This window comes from Lewinellaceae bacterium, from assembly GCA_020636105.1.
GTDB lineage: Bacteria > Bacteroidota > Bacteroidia > Chitinophagales > Saprospiraceae > BCD1.
On the sequence record JACJYL010000001.1, the window covers coordinates 1,289,698 to 1,314,158 of the forward strand.

Annotated in this window: 21 protein-coding genes; 5 read left to right on the top strand and 16 right to left on the bottom strand. The window is 43.9% G+C overall.

The genetic code is table 11. The annotated features are described in order from the left end of the window. The first annotated feature begins 11 nt into the window (after positions 1 to 11). Positions 12 to 1,397 (top strand): aminopeptidase P family protein, encoded by a 1,386-nt coding sequence (locus H6571_04735; protein ID MCB9323030.1) that lies wholly within the window; start codon positions 12 to 14, stop codon positions 1,395 to 1,397. A 37-nt stretch (positions 1,398 to 1,434) separates the two neighbouring features. Here the strand turns inward: H6571_04735 and H6571_04740 are convergent, their stop codons facing one another. After that, positions 1,435 to 3,117 carry a glycosyltransferase family 39 protein gene (locus H6571_04740; GenBank protein ID MCB9323031.1) on the bottom strand — a complete coding sequence of 561 codons (1,683 nt, stop codon included), beginning with the start codon at positions 3,115 to 3,117 and terminating at the stop codon, positions 1,435 to 1,437. 277 nt (positions 3,118 to 3,394) lie between these two features. Between H6571_04740 and H6571_04745 the strand changes: the two genes are divergently transcribed. Further along, positions 3,395 to 4,498, top strand: coding sequence for an OmpA family protein (locus H6571_04745; protein MCB9323032.1), 1,104 nt, complete (start codon positions 3,395 to 3,397; stop codon positions 4,496 to 4,498). A 213-nt stretch (positions 4,499 to 4,711) separates the two neighbouring features. On the opposite strand, the gene H6571_04750 is transcribed toward H6571_04745, so the two are convergent. The 6 genes from H6571_04750 to H6571_04775 all read right to left on the bottom strand — a co-directional run bounded on the left by H6571_04750 (position 4,712) and on the right by H6571_04775 (position 10,294). Further along, positions 4,712 to 5,446, bottom strand: coding sequence for an RluA family pseudouridine synthase (locus H6571_04750; GenBank protein ID MCB9323033.1), 735 nt, complete (start codon positions 5,444 to 5,446; stop codon positions 4,712 to 4,714). Between the two features lie 212 nt (positions 5,447 to 5,658). Further along, positions 5,659 to 7,647: a bifunctional riboflavin kinase/FAD synthetase gene (locus H6571_04755; protein ID MCB9323034.1), complete on the bottom strand. Its 1,989-nt coding sequence runs from the start codon at positions 7,645 to 7,647 to the stop codon at positions 5,659 to 5,661. 53 nt (positions 7,648 to 7,700) lie between these two features. Continuing rightward, positions 7,701 to 8,189, bottom strand: coding sequence for a hypothetical protein (locus H6571_04760; protein ID MCB9323035.1), 489 nt, complete (start codon positions 8,187 to 8,189; stop codon positions 7,701 to 7,703). Positions 8,190 to 8,300: 111 nt separating this feature from the next. Further along, a complete protein-coding gene (locus H6571_04765) occupies positions 8,301 to 9,245 on the bottom strand; it encodes a DUF4340 domain-containing protein (protein ID MCB9323036.1) in 945 nt (314 codons plus the stop codon). A gap of 1 nt (position 9,246) precedes the next feature. Next, on the bottom strand, positions 9,247 to 9,828 hold the full coding sequence (locus H6571_04770; GenBank protein MCB9323037.1) for a non-canonical purine NTP diphosphatase: 582 nt from the start codon (positions 9,826 to 9,828) through the stop codon (positions 9,247 to 9,249). Between the two features lie 31 nt (positions 9,829 to 9,859). Beyond that, positions 9,860 to 10,294: a hypothetical protein gene (locus H6571_04775; protein MCB9323038.1), complete on the bottom strand. Its 435-nt coding sequence runs from the start codon at positions 10,292 to 10,294 to the stop codon at positions 9,860 to 9,862. A 138-nt stretch (positions 10,295 to 10,432) separates the two neighbouring features. Here H6571_04775 and H6571_04780 point away from each other — a divergent pair, with 138 nt between their 5' ends. Further along, positions 10,433 to 11,518: a branched-chain amino acid aminotransferase gene (locus H6571_04780; protein ID MCB9323039.1), complete on the top strand. Its 1,086-nt coding sequence runs from the start codon at positions 10,433 to 10,435 to the stop codon at positions 11,516 to 11,518. A 110-nt stretch (positions 11,519 to 11,628) separates the two neighbouring features. On the opposite strand, the gene H6571_04785 is transcribed toward H6571_04780, so the two are convergent. Together H6571_04785 and H6571_04790 are read right to left on the bottom strand one after the other, a co-directional pair. Continuing rightward, positions 11,629 to 11,970 carry a hypothetical protein gene (locus H6571_04785; GenBank protein ID MCB9323040.1) on the bottom strand — a complete coding sequence of 114 codons (342 nt, stop codon included), beginning with the start codon at positions 11,968 to 11,970 and terminating at the stop codon, positions 11,629 to 11,631. Between the two features lie 290 nt (positions 11,971 to 12,260). Further along, positions 12,261 to 13,997, bottom strand: a complete 1,737-nt coding sequence (locus H6571_04790; GenBank protein ID MCB9323041.1) for a hypothetical protein — start codon at positions 13,995 to 13,997, stop codon at positions 12,261 to 12,263. 273 nt (positions 13,998 to 14,270) lie between these two features. On the opposite strand from H6571_04790, the gene H6571_04795 reads away from it, so the two are divergent. Both H6571_04795 and H6571_04800 read left to right on the top strand, forming a co-directional pair. Beyond that, positions 14,271 to 14,858, top strand: coding sequence for a hypothetical protein (locus H6571_04795; protein ID MCB9323042.1), 588 nt, complete (start codon positions 14,271 to 14,273; stop codon positions 14,856 to 14,858). Positions 14,859 to 15,045: 187 nt separating this feature from the next. After that, a complete protein-coding gene (locus tag H6571_04800) occupies positions 15,046 to 16,401 on the top strand; it encodes a GTPase (GenBank protein MCB9323043.1) in 1,356 nt (451 codons plus the stop codon). Between the two features lie 232 nt (positions 16,402 to 16,633). On the opposite strand, the gene H6571_04805 is transcribed toward H6571_04800, so the two are convergent. The 7 genes from H6571_04805 to H6571_04835 all read right to left on the bottom strand — a co-directional run bounded on the left by H6571_04805 (position 16,634) and on the right by H6571_04835 (position 24,417). Further along, on the bottom strand, positions 16,634 to 19,345 hold the full coding sequence (locus H6571_04805) for an HYR domain-containing protein (GenBank protein MCB9323044.1): 2,712 nt from the start codon (positions 19,343 to 19,345) through the stop codon (positions 16,634 to 16,636). Continuing rightward, on the bottom strand, positions 19,342 to 19,590 hold the full coding sequence (locus tag H6571_04810) for a hypothetical protein (GenBank protein MCB9323045.1): 249 nt from the start codon (positions 19,588 to 19,590) through the stop codon (positions 19,342 to 19,344). The genes H6571_04805 and H6571_04810 overlap by 4 nt, the downstream gene beginning before the upstream one ends. Before the next feature lie 995 nt (positions 19,591 to 20,585). Beyond that, positions 20,586 to 20,921 (bottom strand): hypothetical protein, encoded by a 336-nt coding sequence (locus H6571_04815; GenBank protein ID MCB9323046.1) that lies wholly within the window; start codon positions 20,919 to 20,921, stop codon positions 20,586 to 20,588. A 717-nt stretch (positions 20,922 to 21,638) separates the two neighbouring features. Then, on the bottom strand, positions 21,639 to 21,845 hold the full coding sequence (locus H6571_04820; protein MCB9323047.1) for a hypothetical protein: 207 nt from the start codon (positions 21,843 to 21,845) through the stop codon (positions 21,639 to 21,641). Continuing rightward, on the bottom strand, positions 21,812 to 22,162 hold the full coding sequence (locus tag H6571_04825; protein ID MCB9323048.1) for a hypothetical protein: 351 nt from the start codon (positions 22,160 to 22,162) through the stop codon (positions 21,812 to 21,814). Before H6571_04825 ends, H6571_04820 begins: the two co-directional genes overlap by 34 nt. Positions 22,163 to 22,222: 60 nt before the next feature. Further along, positions 22,223 to 22,408: a hypothetical protein gene (locus H6571_04830; GenBank protein MCB9323049.1), complete on the bottom strand. Its 186-nt coding sequence runs from the start codon at positions 22,406 to 22,408 to the stop codon at positions 22,223 to 22,225. A gap of 41 nt (positions 22,409 to 22,449) precedes the next feature. After that, positions 22,450 to 24,417, bottom strand: a complete 1,968-nt coding sequence (locus tag H6571_04835; protein MCB9323050.1) for an HYR domain-containing protein — start codon at positions 24,415 to 24,417, stop codon at positions 22,450 to 22,452. Between the last annotated feature and the right edge of the window lie 44 nt (positions 24,418 to 24,461).

The window sequence follows — 24,461 nt, forward strand, 5'->3', positions numbered from 1 at the left end:
AATTAATAGAAATGTTCAAGACACAGACCTATACAACGCGCAGAGAAAGGTTGGCGAAAGAGGTACAATCCGGACTCATTTTAATCCTGGGAAACGAGGAAAGCAGCATCAATTTCAAGGACAATGTTTATCCATTTCGCCAAGACAGTAATTTCCTTTATTTTTTCGGAATTGACCGACCGGATTTGGCCGCTATCATTGATATTGACGAACAAAAAACGACTATTTTCGGTGATGACCTCAGCGTGGAGCATATCGTCTGGATGGGAGCTCACCCAGCCCTTGCCGACCAGGCCGCTGCGGTGGGAGTAAGTCATACTGCCGCTTATTCCGCTTTAAAGCCTTATCTCGCCGAAGCTTCCAAAAAAGAACGCAAAGTACACTACCTGCCTCCTTACCGGCCTGAAAATATTATCAAATTGCACCAATGGCTGAATATTGACCTGAACCAGGTAACCGATAAGGCGTCCGTAGTGCTGATTAAAGCCGTTGTCGCCCAGGCTTCCATCAAAAACGAAGAAGAGATCCACGAATTGGAAAAGGCAGTGAATGTCACTGGTGCCATGCATGTTGCGGCCATCAAAGCCGCCCGGCCGGGGATCAAGGAAGCCCGGCTCGCAGGCATCGTGGAAGGCATCGCCTCGGCTTTTGAAATGAGAACAGCTTACCCGGTGATCCTTAGCGTAAACGGTCAAATCCTTCACAATCATTATCACGGGAATACCCTTCAACCCGGCCAGTTGGTGTTGGGTGATTTCGGCGCTGAATCAAAAATGCACTATGCCGGCGATCTGACCAGAACCTTCCCGGTAGACAAAAAATTCACCGCCCTGCAAAAAGAGGTGTACAATATTGTATTGGAGGCCGAAGTCAATTCCATCGCTTCCCTTAAACCCGGCGTTAAATATATGGACACTCATTTATCCGCTGCAAAAATAATCGCTGACGGCTTGAAAAACATGGGCATTATGAAAGGAGATATGGATGAAGCGGTAGCTGCCGGGGCTCATGCACTTTTCTTCCCACACGGGCTGGGGCATATGCTCGGACTCGATGTGCACGACATGGAAGATCTCGGCGAAAATTATGTAGGCTATGCCGAAGGCCAAAAAAGAAGCGAACAATTCGGTTTACGTTCCCTCAGGCTGGCCAAAGCGCTTGAACCCGGGTATGTCCTCACCGTGGAGCCGGGCATCTATTTTATTCCTGAGCTGATTGATATGTGGGAGTCGGATAAAAAACATGCCGCATTCATCAATTACGATAAGCTCAAGGCGCTCCGGAGTTTCGGAGGTATAAGAGTTGAGGACAATGTACTCATCACCCATGATGGTCACCGGGTGCTCGGCGATCCTGTTCCCAAAACGGTGGAGGAGATCGAAGCGCTGAGAGGCTGAGACAAAAGAAAGAGATGAGCCGGAAAGGGCCGCAAAATTACTTTACCGCACTTCTCTTATAGAAAACAAAACCATTTTTATGCCCGATCAGGACGATATCGTCCCTGACGGGCATAAATTTTTTCTTGTGAATTTTGGTGATAAAATAAACGTCTTTATCAATATCTCCTTCCAGCAACCAGTTTTCATCATTGCTTTTAGGGTTAACGGGTACTTTTTTTCTAGTGTAAAACAACTGGGCATAGGATTTATAGGCAAAATTGTGCACATAACAATCCTCCCCTATTTTATCTTCAAAAAATGAAATGGCGGCCCTTTGGGAATATCCTTCAATTCTGCCCACGAAAAAAATAAGCATAGAAAAAACAAAAACGGAGGTTCCGCCAAAGAGAATCTTAAAGGCCAACTCTTTTCTTTTTTGACCCCAAAGCACAAAAAAAGCAATCACCACTGCCATCAGGATAACGCCGGGTAAAACCTCCCACCCTGTCCAATAAACATCCGCCTCAAGATTTCCCAGGGCAAAAGGATCATCGATTAAAGGTCTTATTATCTGTAAATTTCTGCCCAGGTATGGCAAAAAGAAGGTTGCCGCAATATATGGAAGGGCTACCAGGGCGATTCCCGCCTTCATGCCTTTGCCAAACCTGACTTCTCCATTGAGCAGTTTATCCACCACCACTGCAGCGAGATAAGTTATCGGGAAATAGGCCAGGGAAGAATAATGGACAATTTTGGATTTTACAATCGTAAAAAGAAGGACCACCACCCAAAACAGGATTTTCATCCAAAGCCGGTAATTCTCCTGTGCGGGGGATTCTTTTTCTTTGGGCAGTTTAAAAAAGGCGCGGAAGGCAAAAACAGAGGCCGGAAAACACCCCACCAGTAAAACGATAAAATGATAGCCGGGAAATCCTCCATGTCCTGCATCGGGGGTACTGAATAGCCTGTATTGGTATTTCACAAAAGCCTGGACGAACCAGGGGCCGTTCTTTATGGTTTCCGGTCCGAACCAAAGCCCGAGAGTGAGTACCGCCACCCCACAAACGGCAAGAAATTGCAAAGGGGTCACAAAAAACCTGAACCGCACGAATAACCAGTAAACCCCCAGGCAAAGAGACAATATTATGAATGCCGCAGGGCCTTTTGTCAGCATAGCCAGGCCTATAAAAAACCCCGCCAGCAATAAATATTTCCACCCTTTTTTTTGAGTTTGGACTTCCTCCTTTGGGTCACGTTGCCATGATCCTTTGATAAAATAATGCAAACTCAAAAAGATCAGCAGGTTAAACAACGGATCAATGATTCCTGATTTAAAATAAAGGAAGGGAAGCACACTGCCAAAATAGGCGACGGCCCAAATAAACCCAAACCGGGCATCCTTAAGGCGTTTACCGATATTAAATAAGATGAGTAAAGTCGCGATACCGATCAGGGCATTAGGTAACCTTGCAGAAAATTCATTGACCCCGAATGCCGCCATGGAAAGAGACTGCAACCAGAAAAACAAGGGAGGTTTTTCCCAAAAAGGAAGAAAATTGAGCTTTATCCGGAAATATTCCCCGGTCAGCAACATTTCCCTGCTTATTTCAGCAAAATTGATCTCATCCCAGTCAAACAGATGCACACCTCCCAAAAAGGGAATAAAAAAAACAGCCCCAAGTATCGCCAAAACCAGGAAATAATACCAATTTTTCTGCTGATGCGTCTGTTCAATCATGTTTCAATTTATACTAAAAACTATTGCTGCAAAGATAATAGCCCTGAAATATCAATGGCTAATTTTTAAAAAAATTATGATATCCTTGGCATTCTTTAATTTGAATATTAACTTTGCATTGCATTTTGAGTCATCACTTTATGATGGCTATCCCAACCTTACATTATTGCACCTTACTCATAAGAACATTTCACCTGATTTGCCATAAAATCCATATTAAAGATTATTTATTCAATCTTTATTAAATAAAAAATTTTAATCAAATCAAAAACGTAATATGAAGAAATTAGTGATTTTAGTCTTGATCCTATTGGGAGCAGGGATGGTAGCAACTGCCCAGGATCTGCCCTCTAACCCTCAGGAAAACTCTTGTTGGGTTCGGTGCGTAACTCCCGACGTTTTTAAAACAGAAGAAGTTTCTGTAATGGTCAGACCAGCCTACAAGCGCCTGACTATCGTACCGGCAGAATATAAAGAGGTCAAAGAAAGAGTTATGGTAAAGGAAGCTTCTGTTCGTTACGAATTTTCCCCTGCTGAGTATAAAACAGAGTACGTGGATTATGATTCAAAAGACGGTTTCAATAAACTTGCCATCACCCCTGCTTCCTTTAAAGACGGGGAAGAAGTGATTGAGATTTATCCAAAGGTAACCCGCTGGGAATCTCAGGTATTCGAAGGCTGTGAATCTGACAATCCCGCCGATTGTCAGGTATGGTGTTTCAGAGCATATGATCCTCAATCTACTACCGTAGGCATCAGAACCCTCGCCAAAGATGCGTCTACCAACCCTACTCCGGTAAAGAAAGAAACAGCAAGATACGCCAGACAAGTCATTGTAAAACCTGCAGAGGTCAAGGAGATTCCCATTCCCGCCGAATATAAGGAAATCACAAAAACGGTTCTGGTTAAAGATGAAACTGTTGTCGAAGAAACGGTAGCCGCTGAATATACCACCGTATCAAAAACGGTTCTCGTTACTAAAGGCGGAACTACAGAATACAAACCCATTGATTGTGAATTGTTGGAGTACAACGTCCTTCCTATCAACTTTGATTTAGGTAGTGCAGCCCTTACCTCAACTGCCCGATCAATCATCGATACAAAGTTACTGAAATTGATGGTTGATAACCCCGGTACAAAAATCGAACTCAACGCACATACGGATTCAAGAGGTAGTGCAGCTTCCAATAAAGACCTTTCTGAAAGAAGGGCTAAATCAGTGGTAAACTACCTGATCAGCAAAGGAATTTCTCCTGACCGTCTTGTTTCCAAAGGTTATGGTGAAGAAAGACTTAAGAACAACTGCTCTGACGGAGTTGAATGTACAGAAGCCCAGCATGCCATTAACCGTCGTGTTGAATTCAGGGTTTTGAATTATTAATCCCGTTAATAATAAAATATACCTGAATTATTGCTGAAGCATAAAAAAAGCCGTTAACCTAAGGTCAACGGCTTTTTTTATGCTTATCCCAAGAGAAAACGCCTTCTTTTAAATCTCCAAAAAAGGCCCGTTTTGGTTTTGTAACAACATCGCCCTCAGGATATTCCCATTATTTATTTACAATTCCTCCCATCCAGTCCGTACTTCGGCGCATCAAACTCTTTTGACACCCCATTTTCTGAGCTGATTCATAACTGCCCTGAAATCTTTGGGCATCGGGGCCTCAAAAGTCATTTCATTTCCTGTAGTCGGGTGAAACAAGGTCAATTTTGCTGCATGCAGGGTATTGCGCTGCATCAAAGGCCGCACCTCCTCCTCCTGGCCCGGACGGTATCCACGTGTCTTAATATCGGAAAGGAAAAGCGCATCTCTTTTTCCATACAGGCTGTCGACCACCAGTGGATGGCCTATAGACTGAAAATGAATCCTGATCTGGTGGGTACGTCCTGTTTTGATGTCTGCCTCCAAATAAGTGAAGTTCCTGAACCGCTCCACTACCTTGTAGAAGGTCAGTGCCTCTTTGCCTTTTGGTGCGATGGTCATTTTTCCGGCAATGGTTTTATGCTGGCCTATAGGTTTGTTGATCTCTCCTTCATCCTGATCAAGGTTCCCTTCTACCAACACCTGGTAGATCTTTTTCACTCTTCTTTCCTGGAACTGCATGGAAAGATTCTGGTGGGCTTCTTTGGTTTTTGCAAAACAAACCACCCCACTGGTAAGTTGATCAAGCCTGTGTACCGTGTAACATTTTTCGAATTCGCTATTCAACAACTCCAGTAAACTATCTCCTGCCTCAAGAGACCTGCCGGGGATAGTCAGCGTTCCCGCTGGCTTATTCACCACCACCATATCTTCGTCCTGGTAAATAATGTCTGCTTTTTTTTGCATATAATTTTAAAATTTAACCCTCTGCAGGCGACTGATTATTGAAACCTTCTTAGAGCTTGTCTAAATTTCCATGATTGAGCGAAAGTGAGCAAATTTTATTCTGATCAAGGCAAAAAACGCAGGCATACCTGGAAGGTAAGGCGAGGCTTTTTAACGCAGAGCAGGATGAAATTTGCCGCTTGCAGCCAATTGTTGGAATTTTAGACAAGCTCTTAAAATAATTCTGAGAACTTCTTTTTGTTCCGGAAATAAAAATTCCATATCACACTTCCCCGATAAAGCCCTTTTTTGTTCCAGGTTCCTATCCTTACTTTTTCAATTAACGCCTTGTATTGTTTTCTTTTTCGAAAAAGGTTCGGAAACTGCGAATAAAATTTTAAATGAGCCTTAATGATCATCCAGATAAAATTAAATTTCCCCTGGGTGAGAAATAAAAAACCTGCGGCAGCATCCAGTATCAGCCGGAAGAAAACGATCCAAAACAGGTTCCTTTTTGATTCGTTTTTAAAGAGGGTGTAAAGCGAATTTCTAAAATTTAGATAAGTCTTCAAGGGACTCACATAATTGAGGGTGCCTCCCCCAACATGATACACTACCGATTGAGGAACCACGGCAATTCCGTATCCTGCTTTTTTAAGCCTCCAACAAAGATCAATTTCCTCAAAATGAGCAAAATAGTCGCCATCAAATTCCCCTATATCATGGAACAGTTTTGCACGAATAACCATCGCTGCTCCGGTAGCCCAAAAAATTTCATGGGCATCATCGTATTGTCCTTCGTCTTTTTCCAAAGCATTCAGTATCCGCCCCCGGCAAAAAGGATACCCCATAATATCCATCCACCCGCCGCTGGCTCCGGCGTGTTCAAAAGAGGATCGGTTGGCATAAGCCCTTATTTTAGGCTGACAGGCCGCCACTTTCGGATGTTCCTCCATATAAGTAAGGATAGGCTCAAGCCATCCGTTAGGAGTTTCCACATCTGAATTCAATAATACATAATAGTCCGCTTCCTCTTCCCGAAGCGCCAGGTTATACCCTTGTGCAAACCCATGGTTTTTATTCAGTTCCAGGCAGCTTACCCTTGGGAAATTTGTCTTCACAAATTCAATGGAGTCGTCCTCAGAAGCATTATCCGCCACGACGATCCTCGAGCCGGGCGGAGCATTACTCACCACCCCGGGCAGGAATTGTTGCAGGTACTTTTGGGTGTTATAATTTAGGATGACGATGGAAATGTTCGGCAGTTTTTTTTTTACTGCCTCCCGCTCTTCTTCAATGAGGCATTCCAGACTGGCTTGTTTATCCTTTTCCAGTTGTTTTTTCAGCCCGTCAAGGTCTTTGAATTTGGCGTCTTCCCTGATAAAATCGACCAGTTCAATTTCGAGAGAATGACCATATATATTTTCGTCAAAATCAAAAATGTTGACTTCTATGGTCGTTTCGCCTTTTTCGGTGATGGTCGGCCGGTTTCCAATATACAACATCCCCTTATACTTCCTCAGCTCGTGCCACACATAAACGGCGTAGATCCCAATGGGCGGGATGATCTTCGCTTTCTCTTCAATCTGGATATTGGCGGTCGGAAATCCCATTTTGGTGCCCGTTTTATGGCCGTGAACCACCTTTCCGGTAAGCAAAAAATGGTACCCCAGCAATTCCGTAGCCCCTGTAACATCCCCTGCTTTTATCGCATTCCTGATCTTGGTGGAACTGATGGAAATATCCTTTATGGTTTGTTTTTTAATCTCAATAAGGTCATAACCCGCCGCTGCGGAATGATATTTCAAATAATTGAAATCCCCCAGTCGATTCAGGCCGAATCGGTGATCATACCCAATGACAATTGCAGCAGGGTGAAATTTTTCGATCAGGAATTTATGGATATATTCATCCGCGCTGAGCTGGGCAAATTCAATGGTAAAAGGAACCACCACTACATGGTCCAACCCTATTCGTTCAAACAGCCTGATCTTCTCCTCAATGGTGTTGATCAGCTCCAGCGTATTGTCTTTCGGATAGATAATCTGGCGTGGATGAGGATGAAAAGTAATGACCACACTTTCGCCACCGATGTTTTCGGCTACCTGGCAAACTTTCTCAATGATTTTCTGATGTCCACAATGCACGCCGTCAAAGGAACCTATAGTTATTACCGCCTTATTGAATTTGGGCAAATCCTTTAAATCTCTATATACTTTCATGGTGGTGCAAAATTAAACTTTGCCGGGAATAAATAGGTCAGGGAAGGATATTTTTATTCTTTTTCCACTTTACCAGTCGTCAAAGACTTCATTCTCATAAAAATTTGATCAATATCGTAGTTTTCTTCACTCAAAACATGAATTTTTCCGTGGCTTTCTTCCAGGAACAACATTCTGACACTCTTCGTGGAAGTTCCCGGGTTCAACAATGATTGCTGCTTATTTAAATCAATATAAGCCTTGTTAATGTTTTTAAACTCCGCATTGCCGTAAGGTGTCGTAATACTTTGCTCATAAACATAAACCGGTCCTGTTTTACGCAGACTCCAAAAACTAAAAAAAGCCGTCACTGCAGACATGATCATTGCAAAAAACACAAGCATCGCCAGCAACATTTGACGGCGGTAGGCATCTCCTGCACTCTTCTTCCTCAGCAAATAAAACAAGGCTGCGGCAGCAATCAGTACGATAATAAAACTTCCCCAAAAAGTCATCTGGTCGGAAGAATGAGTCGGCAAAAAAGTATAAAGAGGATCACCCATGATAATTGATTAATTTTTTAAACATGATTACCGGTAACAAAATAAAGGATCTAATTTAACTTATAGTGTTTGGTATAAAAGCCTTGGAATTGAGATTAGGTGCGCTGTGCATTATTGACCAATATTTAGCAATTGTTCCAATTTTGAAAAAACTATTTTATACAAACCCGCAGCATCGCTTTCAAACCATGACTCATGGTTATAACCGGAGCACAAAATAAACGTCTTTTCCCGGGTGGTATCCCGGTAACAGTTTATGGTCAGGGGAACAGAATCAGTATTTCCTTTAAAAACAAGGCTTTTATAAAGCAGTTCATTCCCTTTTGTTTCATCAAAATCGTCGGCAAAATTTTCACTGGAAAGATCTTTTAACCCATTGAGGTAGTTGACCATCCCGATCGAATCAAGGGTGAAATCGTCTCCCAGCTTCCAGGTTCCTGATGATGCCGTCAAAACAAAGGTCGTGTCGGGTGTTAGGAGGGATATTTCCTCTACTGCCTCAATTTCGGGCCACAACAGGAATTGTTTGCTCCGATAATACTCAAAAGCAGGTAAGGTAAAAGCAGCCTGATCCTTTTTTACGGCATAGATTTCTTTTTGATCAAAAAGCCTTATGTAATCCGCTGCCCCACCCTTGCTGGCAGGGGAAACCATCATTCCCAGAACAAAATCCTCCAGTTTTTCCTGGTTGGCAAACACCTCGACTCTCACCCCTTGTTCTTTTCCCACGCCGTATTCCAGCCATTGCCCGGGAAGATCGGAAACGATCTTATCCACCCGTATCCGGGCCAGGTAACTTAATAAATGATCCATGGAACCTGGTTTGGCTTTTACGCTTAAGTACCCCTGTGAAACGATCCAGGCATTCGCTTCCCTGACAAAGATCAAGGGGTAATCTGCCGCAGGAAAGGAAATATTAATGGCATCAATTCCAGAAGTGTCAATATGGATCAAGGTCGTATCGAAGAGATCGGTTTTGGCCCTTTTTACCCCCCTGTCGATACCAAACAACACGGCCAGAATCAATAATATCCAAATGACGGTCTTCTTTTTCATATTACATCTGCTCTAAAAAAGCAATCAGTTTTTTTACGGCTTTACCTCTATGGCTGATCTGGTTTTTTTCGACAGGGGGCATCTCTGCGAAAGAAAGGTCATAACCTTCAGGAATAAATACCGGATCATAACCAAATCCTCCTGCCCCCCGCTTAACCTCGCTGATATGTCCGTTAGCTATTCCTTCGAAGAGGTGTTCTTTACCGTTCATGATTAACGCAATGACGGTACGAAAACGCGCCTTCCTGTTCATTTTGCCTTCCATATTTTTAAGCAACAGAACGATATTATCCTCAGGCGTACAATTTTCTCCGGCATAACGCGCTGTATAAACACCCGGATCCCCATTCAGGACGTCCACCTCCAATCCCGTATCCTCGGAAAAACATTCCACGCCATAATTTTCATAAACATAACGTGCTTTTTCCAGGGCATTGCCTTCCAGTGTAGGAGAGGTTTCAGGAAGCTCCTCCAAACAATTAATGTCCTTCAATCCCACAATAGCAATAACATCCGGCAAAACCTGATTCACCTCTCTTACCTTATGAGGGTTACCGGTAGCGAAAACTATTCTTTTCATTATTCAATTTTAAAAAATTATCCCACCAGGGAAATCAGAAAACCAAAAAAGACTTCAGCGCCACCCACAATTGTTTGGCTTTGGGACGAGTGCCTCCTTTTGCCTTTTCTTCCATAAATAATTCTACTCCATCCACAAACATTATCTGTTTTTTACTTATATTTAAAGGATGATATAATTTTGCCTGGACCTGAAGCCCGATTTGCAATGGGGTTAACCCAAACAAAACTAGATTATTGAAGTCGTAATTTTGACATAATTCTGTAAAACTAAGTGCTGGTTTGAGTGTTATTAATAGGAAGACATCTTGTTCCTGAAGGCCAAGCGGAGAGAGTACATTTCGTAAAAATTCAAGATCGTTTTCTACGTCATTCTCATTGGCTATGACCATGACCTTTTTTTTTCCATCTCCATGGAAAACAAGGCTTGAATCGTTGACATCGGGCAAATTATATAGCGAAAAATCCATAAACCCCGAGTCCGTTTTTAATTTATCGTACGGCATATTATTTTACACTTTAAATAAAGATCAAAATTTACAACCGAAACGTTGGTTTGATTTTGGTAAATTCAAAATTTTTTGTAAACTTTGCAAAAAACATGACTTATGAATTACAACATCAAAGTTACTAAAACTAAAGACTCCCGCCTATCTTCCGCTGATTTTAATAATATTCCTTTCGGAAAAATTTTCTCTGATCACATGTTCGTCGCAGACTATGAAGACGGAGCGTGGAAAAATCCAAGGGTCGTTCCCTATGGTCCCATTACAATGAATCCGGCTGCTATGGTTTTGCATTACGGGCAAGCCATTTTTGAAGGCATGAAAGCATCGAAATACCACGATGGTACTCCTATGCTGCTCAGACCGGAATTACATGCCAAACGATTGAACCTGTCTGCAGACAGGTTGTGCATGCCTAATGTCCCGGAAGATTTGTTTTTGCAGGCCCTGAATACTTTGATAGATATTGATAAAGCATGGATTCCTCCCCAGGCAGGAAGTGCCCTTTATATACGCCCTTTTATGATCGCTACCGATGAGTTCATCGGGGTGGGCGAATCCTCAAAATATAAGTTCATTATCATGACCGGCCCGGTCGGTCCTTATTATCCAAAACCGATTCGTTTATTGGCTGAACAGCATTATGTAAGAGCCATTAAAGGAGGTACCGGAGAAGCTAAAGCTGCCGGTAATTACGCCGGCTCACTGCTACCCGCCAGAATCGCCAAACAAAAAGGATTCGATCAGGTCATGTGGATGGACGGTCATGAATTCCGTTACATCCAGGAAGTTGGTACCATGAATATCTTTTTCGTGATCAACGGAAAAGTGATCACTCCTGCTACGGACGGGGCTATTCTCAAAGGCATTACCCGGAAATGCATCATCGAATTACTCCAGGACAAAGGGTACGACGTTGAAGTCCGGCCACTGGACATTGCTGAGGTGGTCGAAGCTTATGACAATGGCACGCTGGAAGAAATTTTCGGAGCAGGCACCGCGGTGGTCGTCGCCCATATTTCTGAACTTGGTTACAAAGACAGGATTCTTACCCTTCCTGCTATCGAAGACAGAAAGATTGGCCCGATGATCAAAGCAGAAATCGACAGCCTTCGGGTTGGTGACATTGAAGATAAAAAAGGTTGGTTTGTTCCGGTAAAAGCTCCGGAATTTGTCAATGCTGACTAAAAAAAAACAGGGTTTTATACAGCCCTTAAAAAGATCCGTTTCGAACCGTTTGACCCGTTTGATCAGTGTTCTATCCTTCCCCCAGTAAGATAGAACACTGATGGAACGAATTAGACGGATTGAAACGGATTTTTTTTTGACCACTCCTGTTTTCGCCAATGGGACACCCTAAAAAAAACTCCGTATAATTCGGTAGAGCTCTGCTTGTTGGTCATCCGACACTTTGATTGCGCTGTCAACCGCTCAAGCTCTTCTTGCGCAATATAAAGAAGCCGTTGAAGTTCCTGCTCTGTTTTTCCACTCCCGATGGTGGTGATAACTTTATACTTACCTCGTGCTTTGGAGATGATTTGGACCGATTGGCTTCCTGATTTATTTTTCTTTTTCCGGATAAACATGGTCAAATTTAACCACGGGACACCCAGTTTCAAAATAAAAGTCAGTAAAAACAAGGCCTACAGCCTTTTTTTTGGGAGGGTGGCGAAAACAGGAAAAAGGTTGGTTTGTTCCGGTAAAAGCTCCGGAATTTGTCAATGCTGACTAAAAAAAAAACAGGGTTTTATATAGCCTTTAAAAAGATCCGTTTCGAACCGTTTGACCCGTTTGATCAGTGTTCTATCCTTCCCCCAGTAAGATAGAACACTGATGGAACGAATTGGACGGATTGAAACGGATTTTTTTTTGACCACTCTGGTAAAGATCCGTTTGGAATCGTTTTATCCGTTTGATCCGTGTTCTATTATTAGTATCTCCAGCTCTTTAGATCAGCCCCTTCGGGGGCCCTGTTTTTTACTTCTTCTGCCCATTTTGGAATAAACATTCTATGGTACCTGAGCCTTGAAATATGATTGGGTTGAGTAGGATCCCCATTCCAGCAATGTTCGGCCCGGTCCCCATAGGCAACTTCTCCGTCATAAGTCGGATTATCGAGAGACTTCAGAACTTCTTCGGCCAGGTAAACCGCATTATTCAGGTAGTAATTGTCCATATCGCCACAGTAAATATGAATCTTGCCTTTCCACTGTGCTCCGTTTTTTGCCCAGTCCCTTTTCATGATGTAACTCAGATCATAATTTTCTTTCCAGAAAGCCGCCACTTCAGGATTAATCTCTCCTGTTTGTTTATCCCATATTCGTTTGGGGTATCCGTCATCCCCAACCGGAGAATAAACGGCCTCCCAAATGTCCCACTGTTGTCCGGAACGGCTTTTGGTGCCCAGGGCGAGTTCCCGAAGATTCATCTCCTTCAAAGTGGCGGACACGTTGCCCAGGTGATCTCTATGCCCGGGGCGGTACGTCTTTTTGAAATCACTTTCCAGGGAATAGGCATTTTTATTTTCATATAAATTGACCAGGCAATAAGCCCTGAAATCAATGGGATCCGGACAGGCAGCAAAACAACCGTTGTATTGGTCAGGATACTTTACCTGCACCGCCAGGGCTTCCCACCCTCCTGTCGACCCGCCATAGGTGAACCTCGCCCAGCCTTCGCCTATGCCCCGGAATTGCTTCTCAATATAAGGAATCAGTTCATAGGTGATGGCATCCCCGTAAGGCCCCAGGTTTTCAGAATTTACCGCGTAAGAATCATCGTAAAAAGGATTGGCATGTTGAATTTTGATGGCCAGCACGCGTGGAAAATCAGGTCCCGTCCATGTTTTGTAAAAATCGTATGCTTCCTGTTGAACGATCCTGTTGTAGCCCTTTACCTTAAATCGATCGCTGTAATCAGGTTCCAGGTTGGGGTCGGGTGGAGTCATCCTGAATTCTTCAAAATCCGTTGGGAAATGGCCGTGCATAATGGCCAGGGGGTATTTCACCTCAGGATGCTCCTCAAATCCTTCGGGCAACAGGACATGAGCTCCCAGATAAACGGGGCGTCCCCAAAACTCAGAGAGCCGTTCGCTTTTAATTTTTATGTGTTTGATATACTTTGTATCCTCCGGTTCGGGAATGGGGGGGATGGCTTTATCCAATGTCAAGCCATAAATCCCTTTGCCTATTGTCAATTTTAACGGCTCGGAAAAAAGATTGCCCGGGGCTTTATTCCACTGCTGCCCCTCTCCCCTGTCCATGGGCATTTTTACGGTATGTCCGTCGGCACGGGTAAACGTTTCATACTGGTGAAAAAGAGCCTGCACAAAATACTCGCCCTGTGGAATATCTTTCAGGCTTTCCAAAGGATAACCATAAACCTCATTGCCGGAAAAAATGATCTTCCCATCAGCAGCCTTCCAGTCCTCCACGTCCATCCCGAAGATCAATTGGGTTTCAGGGCCGTCCGCTATCTGAAAACGGGGTTCGGCCTTTTCGTTTTTTGACAACATGACAAAAACGCGGCCGTCTTTTATACTGTCTTCAAATGTTTTGTCAATGGTCAGTTCAAAAACAGGACCGCTTTCCTCCGCGGCAGGCCTGGTTTCACATGAAAAAAATGCAAAAAGAACCAGGATAACCATCAAAAACATACCATTTTTCATATTTATTTATTTTTAGGTGCCGTGAAAATAACCACCAGAGCTTTTGTTCCAAAATATTGATAACCAGTATTTTAAATTTATCATTTTCCCCAGGTGTAGCCAATTTAAAGATTTGTCTAAGCAAAATAACAAAAAATTTGAACTGCTCCGATATCCGGCGGCCTGCCCGATGCAATTAATAATGTCTCAAATTAGTATCTCCAACTGGCGCGCTGGCCGGTTTAAAGGCCAATTAAATACGCCTATTCCGAAAAAGAACTTACCTTTAAGCTCATGATGGAATTATCGGACAAAGAACTATCAGTCATTGAAAACACATCGTTTTTGTTGACCAAAAGAAAGGTAACGGAAAAAATCCAACAACTTCTGGGACAGACTCGCCTGGATCTTAAGGCACTTTTGAGTCGTAATGTTTTTGAATTCCCTGAAGGATCTGATCTGATCACGGGGAAAATTTCCAAAGGAGAAAACTATCAAAACCTCCCCTACCTCGTGCTGGATTATCCCCGCTTGTTTACCCAAAAAGATATTTTTGCCTATAGAACCATGTTTTGGTGGGGAAATTTTTTTAGCGCCACCCTGCATCTACAAGGGCAATCACTGGATAAGCATCGGTCTGCATTGATAAAAAATCTCCCCGGCTTAATCGATCAGGATATTTACATAGGGGTAGGCTCCTCCCCCTGGCAATATCATTATGAAACGGACAATTACATTCCAGTCTCAGAGATCGATGCTGATTTTATCAGGCAATGTGAATTTTTAAAGCTCAGTAAAAAAATCCCGTTAAGCCAATGGTCCCAAGTTCCCCAATTCAGTACGGATTTTTTAGCCTTTTTGATCGCGTTGCTTGGAGCTTAAAAGCAAAACATTCTTCGTTTTTTTATGCATTTTTGAACAAATTTTAGTATATTTGTTTGCATCATGACACTGCGGTGCTACAGACCGCTGGATTACACTTTTTGAACATCCTTGACGAATCGGATTGATATCCGGCATGAATTCCTGCCGGGTTCGCCCATAAGATTTTTAAATAAAACCTTAAATTATGTCAAGAGAGAAAGTAATCATACTCGGTGCGGCTGGTCGCGATTTTCACAATTTCAACACCCATTTCAGGAACAATAATGCCTACGAGGTAGTGGCCTTTACGGCGGCTCAAATCCCTGATATTGACGGTCGGAAATATCCTGCCGAACTGGCCGGCTATCTTTATCCGGAGGGCATCCCTATCCTTCCCGAAGCACAACTGGCGGAACTTATCCGATCTTTTAAGGCCGACACCTGTGTCTTTTCCTATAGCGATGTAAGTTATCAAAAGGTGATGACGATGAACGCTTTGGTCAATAGCGCCGGAGCCAATTTCTTATTATTAGGCACAGAGGCCACCATGATCAAAAGCCATAAGCCGGTCATTTCCGTTTGTGCGGTCCGGACCGGAGTCGGAAAAAGCCAGACCTCCCGCAGCGTTATTGAGCACCTCATGGAACACGGTTTAAAGGTAGTGGCCATCCGGCATCCCATGCCTTATGGAAACCTCGCCGAGCAAAAGGTACAGCGGTTCGCCGAGCTCGCAGATCTAAAGAAACACAAGTGTACCATTGAAGAAATGGAAGAATACGAACCACATATCGTTCGCGGCAATATCATCTATTCCGGAGTGGATTACGAAGCCATCGTCAGGGCGGCAGAAAATGATCCCGCCGGTTGTGATGTTATCGTTTGGGATGGCGGAAACAATGACTTTTCCTTCTACCAAAGCGACCTGTACATTACCCTCATGGATCCGCTTCGCCCCGGGCATGAATTGAACTATTACCCCGGTGGCATCAACGTGAGGCTGGCAGATGCCATCATCATCAATAAGATCGATTCAGCCACCCCGGAAGGCATCCAGATGGTCAGAGATAATATTGAAAAACTCAATCCCAGGGCGACCGTGATTGATGCAGCCTCTCCCATAAAGGTGGATAACCCGGCCGTAATCAAAGATAAAAAAGTATTGGTTGTCGAAGACGGCCCGACCCTGACTCACGGGGGTATGAAGATTGGTGCCGGCACCGTGGCCGCCAAAAAATACGGCGCCCGTGAAATGGTGGATCCCCGGCCTTTCCTCACCGGAAAATTGGCCGAAACGTTCGAGATCTATCCGGAAATTGGCCAGCTTTTGCCTGCCATGGGATACGGTGCCCAGCAATTGGCAGATCTTGAAACCACCATCAATAATACAGATTGCGAAGCGGTAATTGTCGGCACGCCTATTGACCTGAGCCGTGTGATCAACATCAAACACCCCTTCACCAGGGTTTATTACGACCTGCAATGCATCGGGGAACCGACCTTAAAAATGGTCATTGATGAATTTGTAAAAACCAAAGTGGAACAGATGGCCTCCGTTTTTTAAATTGGCCATCCTCATTTCGCCTTTCACCTGGGAAAATTTTAGTGGTCTAAAATGTCCCGTATGAAATAAGAAGCATTCAAAAAATGGTTGAAAATGAGTCCGGGAGAAAGCAACCGCTGTGCGGTCTTTTTTCCGGGCTTTTTTTATAAAAAAACCCCCGATCCACAAAAAAGTGAACCGGGGGATCATATCGGCCCTAAAAAAGACCTCAAAGATTAATTCTAATTAATTTTTATTTACTCAATACGATTTGCTTGCTCACACTTACTCCATCTGCCGTGAGGTTCAGGTAATAAAGGCCATTTGCAAAACGGCTGTCTCCCAAATCTATGTTTATGGTCGACTGCTCCAGGGTTTCAATATGCTTGAACCATACCTGCTCTCCCAGAATATTGTACACCGCCAGTTCAATGGATTTACCAATGTAATCCTCTACTGTAATATTCACTACTCCTGAAGATGGGTTAGGGAATACCGTCAGATTAGCCAATCTCTCTGTTGGTGTATCCAGAGATTCCGGAGTTGGGTTAACCGCTGCTGCCAATGGTACATTGTCGCCACCATTACAGGAACTGACTGGTGCATAACGCCAGGCCACGCCCGCTGCTATTCCAAATACATTATAACCACTTGGTGGATTTTGATCCCGATAAGTTACCATACCCACAATCACATTGCCATTTGGCACAAACTGAACTGTTGGAATATTTCCTGTTACCCCTCCAATTAATGGCATAAGTGTACTTGAAGTATTAGCACTTCCGGCAATTACCTCTGATAGGGGTTTTGAATATCCGCTCATCTGGTCAATTGCACACCCTACTCCTAGCTGAGCTCCTACCATCACCTGACCGGGGGCTGCATCAACGGGACCGTCCTGCACCCCTGTCGCTAAAGAACCATTAGCGCAGCTAACGATCACGGAATTGCCTAAGGTTCCATTTGCATTAAGTTGTTTACACCTCAGGCTAAACTGGCTGATCACCTCAGTTCCATAAGAATTTCCTGTAAGCCCTTCATACCCCACCACGACGTATCCCGGAGGACAATCGCAGGTAGTAGAAGGTGGAGGATTCGTTGAGCAAAAACCTGACACACCCTTTGTTATTGGAGCAAGTGATCCACCCACTGCGCCAACAGCAACACAATTGCTGCCGCCATTATCCAGGTCACCGCAATTCAGGTTCCAGCCCCAAACCACGTTATCCCCGGAAGTCAGGTCATCCGAGATGAACAATCCGTTCATGTAGGTGGTCAGGTAAGCGCCTGAGTCCCCTACTTTGAGGCCTTCCGGTGCATAAATATCCACCCAAACGATTGATCCCTGGCCTACAGAAGCATTGTCGCCTACGTAAACCACTACCGATGGACCTCCTTCCACATTCACATTACACAACGGCCCGACATTCATTTTCGCCCTGATCTTCAGGTTACAATCCTCATTGAAATTGAGCGTTGATCCTTTGGCCATCGTCAGGCTCTTCATGTACATCTCTCCGTTGCCGATAGTCAGCGTAGCGCCACTCTTAACATAAACATTTCCGTAGTTCGTGCCCGAAAGGGTTACGTTTCCTGTTATGATCTGGTTATTATTATCCAGGTAAGGGTTGGACATAAAAGCAGGAAGATTCACCGGTGAATCCGAATTGATATAATTCGCCACCGTACTGCTGCCGTCAATCTGTGCTGCTGCTGACCTCATGAAGGTCATGATATTGGAATTGTGTTGTACAGAAACTTCATCGCCATCCTGTACACCAACGCCACCACTGACTACGGTTGATTCATCCATATCCAGCTGGTCATCCACGATGATCGTATGCGCTGACAATAAGGTCGACAGGTCATAATTCACAACCTTAGATACGGTTGTAGAACAACCATTGTCATCTGTTACGATCACTGTATAAGTGCCGTTGGCCGTCACCAAAAGCTCCTGTCCATCACCTAAAAAGTCCATCCCCTGGTACCATTCAAAGCTGAGTGGTTCCGCGAGAGCTGCTATGTTGGTCACTTTGGCAAATAAAACCTTCACCCCCTGACACCATTCCGGTACATTAGACGGGTCGATCTCTACTTGTGGTAGCGGGTTGATGGTGATCTTGAAGGAACAGGAAGCTTCCAGCCCTGCACCATCTGTAAAGGTGTATTCTACATTGTGCTCGCCTACACCAAAGAAATCGCCGGGGTTGGCATTGTTTACGGTTGAAACAATACCGCAATTATCCGCTGCGGCGGGTTCTGTCCATGAAACATTCCGAGCACCACAGAGCGTGATGTTAGCAGGACATTCAGTAGTCAGCCATGGTGACTGAGTATCATTCACCGTCACATTAACCGTACAGCTGGAGACCGCTCCATTGATATCCGTAACGGTCAGTGTTACCGGAACACTGCCTACATTTGAACAATCAAAGCTAAGTGGAGAGGCAACCATAGAAGCCAACCCACAATCAGCAGTTGATCCGTTATTGATGTCTGCTGTCGTAATTGATCCATTGCCATCAGTATCCAATTCAACTGTCGTTGTTTGGCATATTGCATTTGGCGGATCACATGAAACGGGACAAATTATCGTAATAGTACCTGAACTGGCAGTAGTATTTTCATCATCGAGTAAAAATAAATAAGTTGTTCCTCCGATCAAACTAAGTGTATTTGTAGCTCCGGAGGTGTAAATATCATCGACGTATGACCACCCTGTACCACTACAAGCACTTGATTTATAAAATAAGTCCACATAACCGCTGCTCGAGCTTACGGCAATATCGTAGGAGCCTGTCGTAGGTGCGGTAAAGGAAAACACCTGTTCATTTCCCGGTGTACTATATGGACCTCCTAAATTATCCCATACACCCGATCCTACTGCGAGTGAATAATTTTCAGTACTTCCACAGGAAAGATTCGTAACAGAACTACAAGGATCGGTTATTGGGCAAGTCACAGAAATAGAAAATTTTGTAGTAGCTGTAGTATTTTCATCATCGATAATGAATAAATAAGGGTAGTCCCGCCGGTCAAACTAAGTGTATTTGTAGCTCCGGAGGTGTTAATATCATCGACGTAAGACCACCCTGTACCACTACAAGCACTTGATTTATAAAATAAGTCCACATAACCGCTGCTCGAGCTTACGGCAATATCGTAGGAGCCTGTCGAAGGTGCGGTAAAAAGAAAACACCTGTTCATTTCCCAGGTACTATATGGACCCTCCCTAAATTATCCCATACACCATATCCTATCAGAGTGAATAATTTTCTTAGTACTTCCAGACAGGAAAGATTCGTAACAGAACTACAAGGATCCCCGGCAGCTGAGCTACAGGTAACCCTCAAAGTCATTACAAAGTATTTTCAGAAAGGCATGGATATTCATCCACTAAAACCCGGACTCCACCAGTATAACCTGCACCGTGAAGGGTTACCGAGGACTGAGCACCGCAAAATCATCATTATACCCCCAGCATGGTACCGTCTGGCCTGGAATAAACAGTGATCTGGGTATCAAAATCGGTATCGCCGCAGGTGGAGACAGTATACTGTGTGCTCAAAGTGACGTAAAGCAAATTGTATTCTCCTCCATAAAATACAGGAGGCCATTACTCCTGGGCACCGGTACAAGCAGGGAGTCGTGCTGAGATACATGGTAGTGAGGTTAATATCAGGCATTGCCCAAAAACGTTGCTGGAACTCCCAGTATCAGGGTAAAAAGGCAATAAAAGCCAAATGCTTCATAGCCAAAAATCGAATACGTAAATAATTTTTTTCCATAATAAATCGACTTAAGTAATTGGTTAATAAAAATTAAATTAGTTCATATCAATACCTTCTCCGTCTTACCGCATAAGCATGCAATAATGGAAAAGGGAAATTGCCTTCCCCGACCTGCGGCACGGGAACCTGTCCTGCCACATACAAATGATTGATTTCGCTGCGCTCAACCTGTCACCGTTTGGAAATTAGATAAATAGCCTTAAAGGTTGCCCGGAGGCAAAACTGCTGTGTTGATTGGAAAGTATGTAAACAGAGGGGATCAAAAAAAAACTTAATTGCTTTTGTTTACGTAAAAGTAAAAAAAAGGTTGCGTAATTGTCAAAAAAAAAAATGCAACCCGGTAAAAATAAATTATACTTGGCCTCCGCCCTTGGCCCTTTAGTGGAGCGCCTGTGGCGCAGAAAATGTAAATTAATTTGAACCATTCTGCTTTTTTTCCTTTGCAGGAGCAATCCAAAATCTGGTATTAAAGTGCCTCGGCCTTTCCTGGTTTCCCGCTTTTTCGCCTATAAAAGCACCCCGATCCACATAATGTGAACCGGGGTGAATTTGGGCATCAATGCCAAATATACTTAACGTGATTTCTACCAATACGATTTGCTTGCCCACACTTACTCCATCTGCCGTGAGGTTCAGGTAATAAAGGCCATTTGCAAAACGGCTGTCTCCCAAATCTATGTTTATGGTCGACTGCTCCAGGGTTTCAATATGCTTGAACCATACCTGCTCTCCCAGAATATTGTACACCGCCAGTTCAAATGGATTTTACCAATGTAATCCTCTACTGTAATATTCCACTACTCCCTGAAGATGGGTTAGGGAATACCGGTCAGATTAGCCAATCTCTGTTGGTGGCAACAGAGATCTCGGCGTTGGTTAACACGCTGCGCGCCAATGGTATATTGTCGCACCATTACAGGAACTGGATTGGTACATACGTGAAGCCGCCCGCTGCGAATTCACGTTAATCAACATTATAACCATCTGGTGGATTTGATCCCGATAAGTTACCATACCCACAATCACATATCAAGCATCTTATACAAACTGAACTATTTGAGTATTTCCTGTTACCCCTCCAATTAATGGCATAAGTGTAATCGGAAGTATTAGCACCTGGCAATTACCTCTCATAGGTTTTGATCTCATCTGCTCTCATCTGGTCAATTTACGGCATCACCTGAGCTCCTACCATCAATTGAGGTTGCATCAACGGGACCGTCCTGCACCCTGCTTGTCGTTAAAGACCAATAATTGCGTAGCCCAACCATCCTTGAAGATCGCCTGGCTAGTTCCATTTGCATTAAGTTACGTTACACCTCAGGCTTAAACTGGTTGATCACCTCAGTTCCATAAATCTCCCTATTAGCTTCATGCTCCTAATTAACGACGTATCTTATGGATAATTGCAGGTAGTAGAAGGTGAGAGAGTTCGATTGAGCAAAAACCACTTAATGCACCCTTTCATATTGGAGTATGATCCACCCACTGCAGCCAATAGCAAACACAATTGCTGCCGCCATTATCCAGGTCACCGCAATTCAGGTTCCAGCCCCAAACCACGTTATCCCCGGAAGTCAGGTCATCCGAGATGAACAATCCGTTCATGTAGGTGGTCAGGTAAGCGCCTGAGTCCCCTACTTTGAGGCCTTCCGGTGCATAAATATCCACCCAAACGATTGATCCCTCACCACAGGTAGCATTAGAAGCATTGTGTCGCCTACGTAAACCACTACCGATGGACCTCCTTCCACATTCACATTACACAACGGCCCGATATTCATTTTCGCCCTGATCTTCAGGTTACAATCCTCATTGAAATTGAGCGTTGATCCTTTGGCCATCGTCAGGCTCTTCATGTACATCTCTCCGTTGCCGATAGTCAGCGTAGCGCCACTCTTAACATAAACATTTCCGTAGTTCGTGCCCGAAAGGGTTACGTTTCCTGTTATGATCTGGTTATTATTATCCAGGTAAGGGTTGGACATAAAAGCAGGAAGATTCACCGGTGAATCCGAATTGATAATTCGCCACCGTACCAGCTGCCGTCAATGGTGAAAAGCTGTTGCTGACCTCATGAAGGTCATGATATTGGAATTGTGTTGTACAGAAACTTCATCGCCATCCTGTACACCAACGCCACCACTGACTACGGTTGATTCATCCATATCCAGCTGGTCATCCACGATGATCGTATGCGCTGACAATAAGGTCGACAGGTCATGCAATTTCATAACCTTAGATACGGCTAAACAACCATTGTCATCTGTTACGATCACTGTATAAGTGCTGGCTGGCCGTCACCAAAAAGCTCCTGTCCATCACCTAAAAAGTCCATCCCCTGGTACCATTCAAAGCTGAGTGGTTCCGCGAGAGCTGCTATGTTGGTCACTTTGGCAAATAAAACCTTCACCCCCTGACACCATTCCGGCACATTAGACGGATCGATCTCTACTTGAGGTAGCGGATTGATGGTGATCTTGAAGGAACAGGAAGCTTTCAGCCCTGCACCATCTGTAAAGGTGTATTCTACATTGTGCTCGCCTACACCAAAGAAATCGCCGGGGTTGGCATTGTTTACGGTTGAAACAATACCGCAATTATCCGCTGCGGCGGGTTCTGTCCATGAAACATTCTGAGCACCACAGAGCGTGATGTTAGCAGGACATTCAGTAGTCAGCCATGGTGACTGAGTATCATTCACCGTCACATTAACCGTACAGCTGGAGACCGCTCCATTGATATCCGTAACGGTCAGTGTTACCGGAACACTGCCTACATTTGAACAATCAAAGCTAAGTGGAGAGGCAACCATAGAAGCCAACCCACAATCAGCAGTTGATCCGTTATTGATGTCTGCCGTCGTAATTGATCCATTGCCATCAGTATCCAATTCAACTGTCGTTGTTTGGCATATTGCATTTGGCGGATCACATAAAACGGGACAAATTATCGTAATAGTACCTGAACTGGTAGTAGTATTTTCATCATCGAGTAAAAATAAATAAGTTGTTCCTCCGATCAAACTAAGTGTATTTGTAGCTCCGGAGGTGTAAATATCATCGACGTAAGACCACCCTGTACCACTACAAGCACTTGATTTATAATACAGGTCAATAAAATAGTCATTATTGGTCACCGTTATATTGTAGAATCCTGTCGTAGGAGCGGTAAAGGAAAACACCTGTTCATTTCCCGGTGTACCATATGTGCCTAAATCATCCCATACACCCGTTCCTGCGAGTGAATAATTTTCAGTACCTCCACAAGTAATACTCATAACAGAATTACACGGATCTGCTACGACAGCAGGACAGGAAATTGAAATAGTACCTGAACTGGAAGAAGTATTTTCATCATCGAGTAAAAATAAATAAGTTGTTCCTCCGATCAAACTAAGTGTATTTGTAGCTCCGGAGGTGTAAATATCATCGACGTAAGACCACCCTGTACCACTACAAGCACTTGATTTATAAAATAAGTCCACATAACCGCTGATCGAACTTACGGCAATATCGTAGGAGCCTGTCGTAGGTGCGGTAAAGGAAAACACCTGTTCATTTCCCGGTGTACTATACGGACCTCCTAAATTATTCCAGGAACCAGTTCCTCCCGCTAGCGAGAAATTTGTTGCATCTCCACAGGAAAGGCTAATAACAGAACTACAAGGATCGGTTATTGGGCAAGTCACAGAAATAGTACCTGTAGTAGCCGTAGTATTTTCATCATCGATAAGGAATAAATAGGTAGTCCCGCCGGTAAAGGTTAAAGTATTAGCTGCTGATGTTATAATATCATCGACGTAAGACCACCCTGTACCGCTACAAGCACCTGATTTATAAAATAAGTCCACATAACCGCTGCTCGAGCTTATGGCAATATTGTAGGAGCCTGTCGTAGGTGCGGTAAAGGAAAACACCTGTTCATTTCCCGGAGTACCATACGGGCCTAAATTATCCCAGGAACCAGTTCCTGCTGCGAGTGAATAATTTTCAGTACCTCCGCAAGTAATATTCACAACAGAATTACACGGATCCACGCCAAAATCACAATATAGCGCTGCTTCACTGGCACAAGTAGCATCCCATGCATTTTGACAACAGAATGGGTCTATAGCACATACCGTAGCCTCGCAACCTGAATCAGAGCACCCTACTCCGGCGTGGGCATCTAAACAATTGCCCTGTGCCTGTAGGCTTTGTGACATAAAAGTCATCAACACCATCATTAAGACAGTATTCACAACACTTAAACAAATTCGTAAATAATTTTTTTCCATAATAAATT

What these genes read in the sequence shown, in the direction of transcription:
- H6571_04745 (MCB9323032.1), top strand. Translation starts at nt 3,395, where the DNA reads ATGAAGAAATTAGTGATTTTAGTCTTGATCCTATTGGGAGCAGGGATG.
- H6571_04765 (MCB9323036.1), bottom strand. Translation starts at nt 9,245, where the DNA reads ATGAAAAAGAAGACCGTCATTTGGATATTATTGATTCTGGCCGTGTTG.
- H6571_04775 (MCB9323038.1), bottom strand. Translation starts at nt 10,294, where the DNA reads ATGGATTTTTCGCTATATAATTTGCCCGATGTCAACGATTCAAGCCTT.
- H6571_04760 (MCB9323035.1), bottom strand. Translation starts at nt 8,189, where the DNA reads ATGGGTGATCCTCTTTATACTTTTTTGCCGACTCATTCTTCCGACCAG.
- H6571_04750 (MCB9323033.1), bottom strand. Translation starts at nt 5,446, where the DNA reads ATGCAAAAAAAAGCAGACATTATTTACCAGGACGAAGATATGGTGGTG.
- H6571_04735 (MCB9323030.1), top strand. Translation starts at nt 12, where the DNA reads ATGTTCAAGACACAGACCTATACAACGCGCAGAGAAAGGTTGGCGAAA.
- H6571_04740 (MCB9323031.1), bottom strand. Translation starts at nt 3,117, where the DNA reads ATGATTGAACAGACGCATCAGCAGAAAAATTGGTATTATTTCCTGGTT.
- H6571_04755 (MCB9323034.1), bottom strand. Translation starts at nt 7,647, where the DNA reads ATGAAAGTATATAGAGATTTAAAGGATTTGCCCAAATTCAATAAGGCG.
- H6571_04780 (MCB9323039.1), top strand. Translation starts at nt 10,433, where the DNA reads ATGAATTACAACATCAAAGTTACTAAAACTAAAGACTCCCGCCTATCT.
- H6571_04790 (MCB9323041.1), bottom strand. Translation starts at nt 13,997, where the DNA reads ATGAAAAATGGTATGTTTTTGATGGTTATCCTGGTTCTTTTTGCATTT.
- H6571_04800 (MCB9323043.1), top strand. Translation starts at nt 15,046, where the DNA reads ATGTCAAGAGAGAAAGTAATCATACTCGGTGCGGCTGGTCGCGATTTT.
- H6571_04825 (MCB9323048.1), bottom strand. Translation starts at nt 22,162, where the DNA reads ATGTCCAACCCTTACCTGGATAATAATAACCAGATCATAACAGGAAAC.
- H6571_04795 (MCB9323042.1), top strand. Translation starts at nt 14,271, where the DNA reads ATGATGGAATTATCGGACAAAGAACTATCAGTCATTGAAAACACATCG.
- H6571_04830 (MCB9323049.1), bottom strand. Translation starts at nt 22,408, where the DNA reads ATGAAATTGCATGACCTGTCGACCTTATTGTCAGCGCATACGATCATC.
- H6571_04810 (MCB9323045.1), bottom strand. Translation starts at nt 19,590, where the DNA reads ATGAACAGGTGTTTTCTTTTTACCGCACCTTCGACAGGCTCCTACGAT.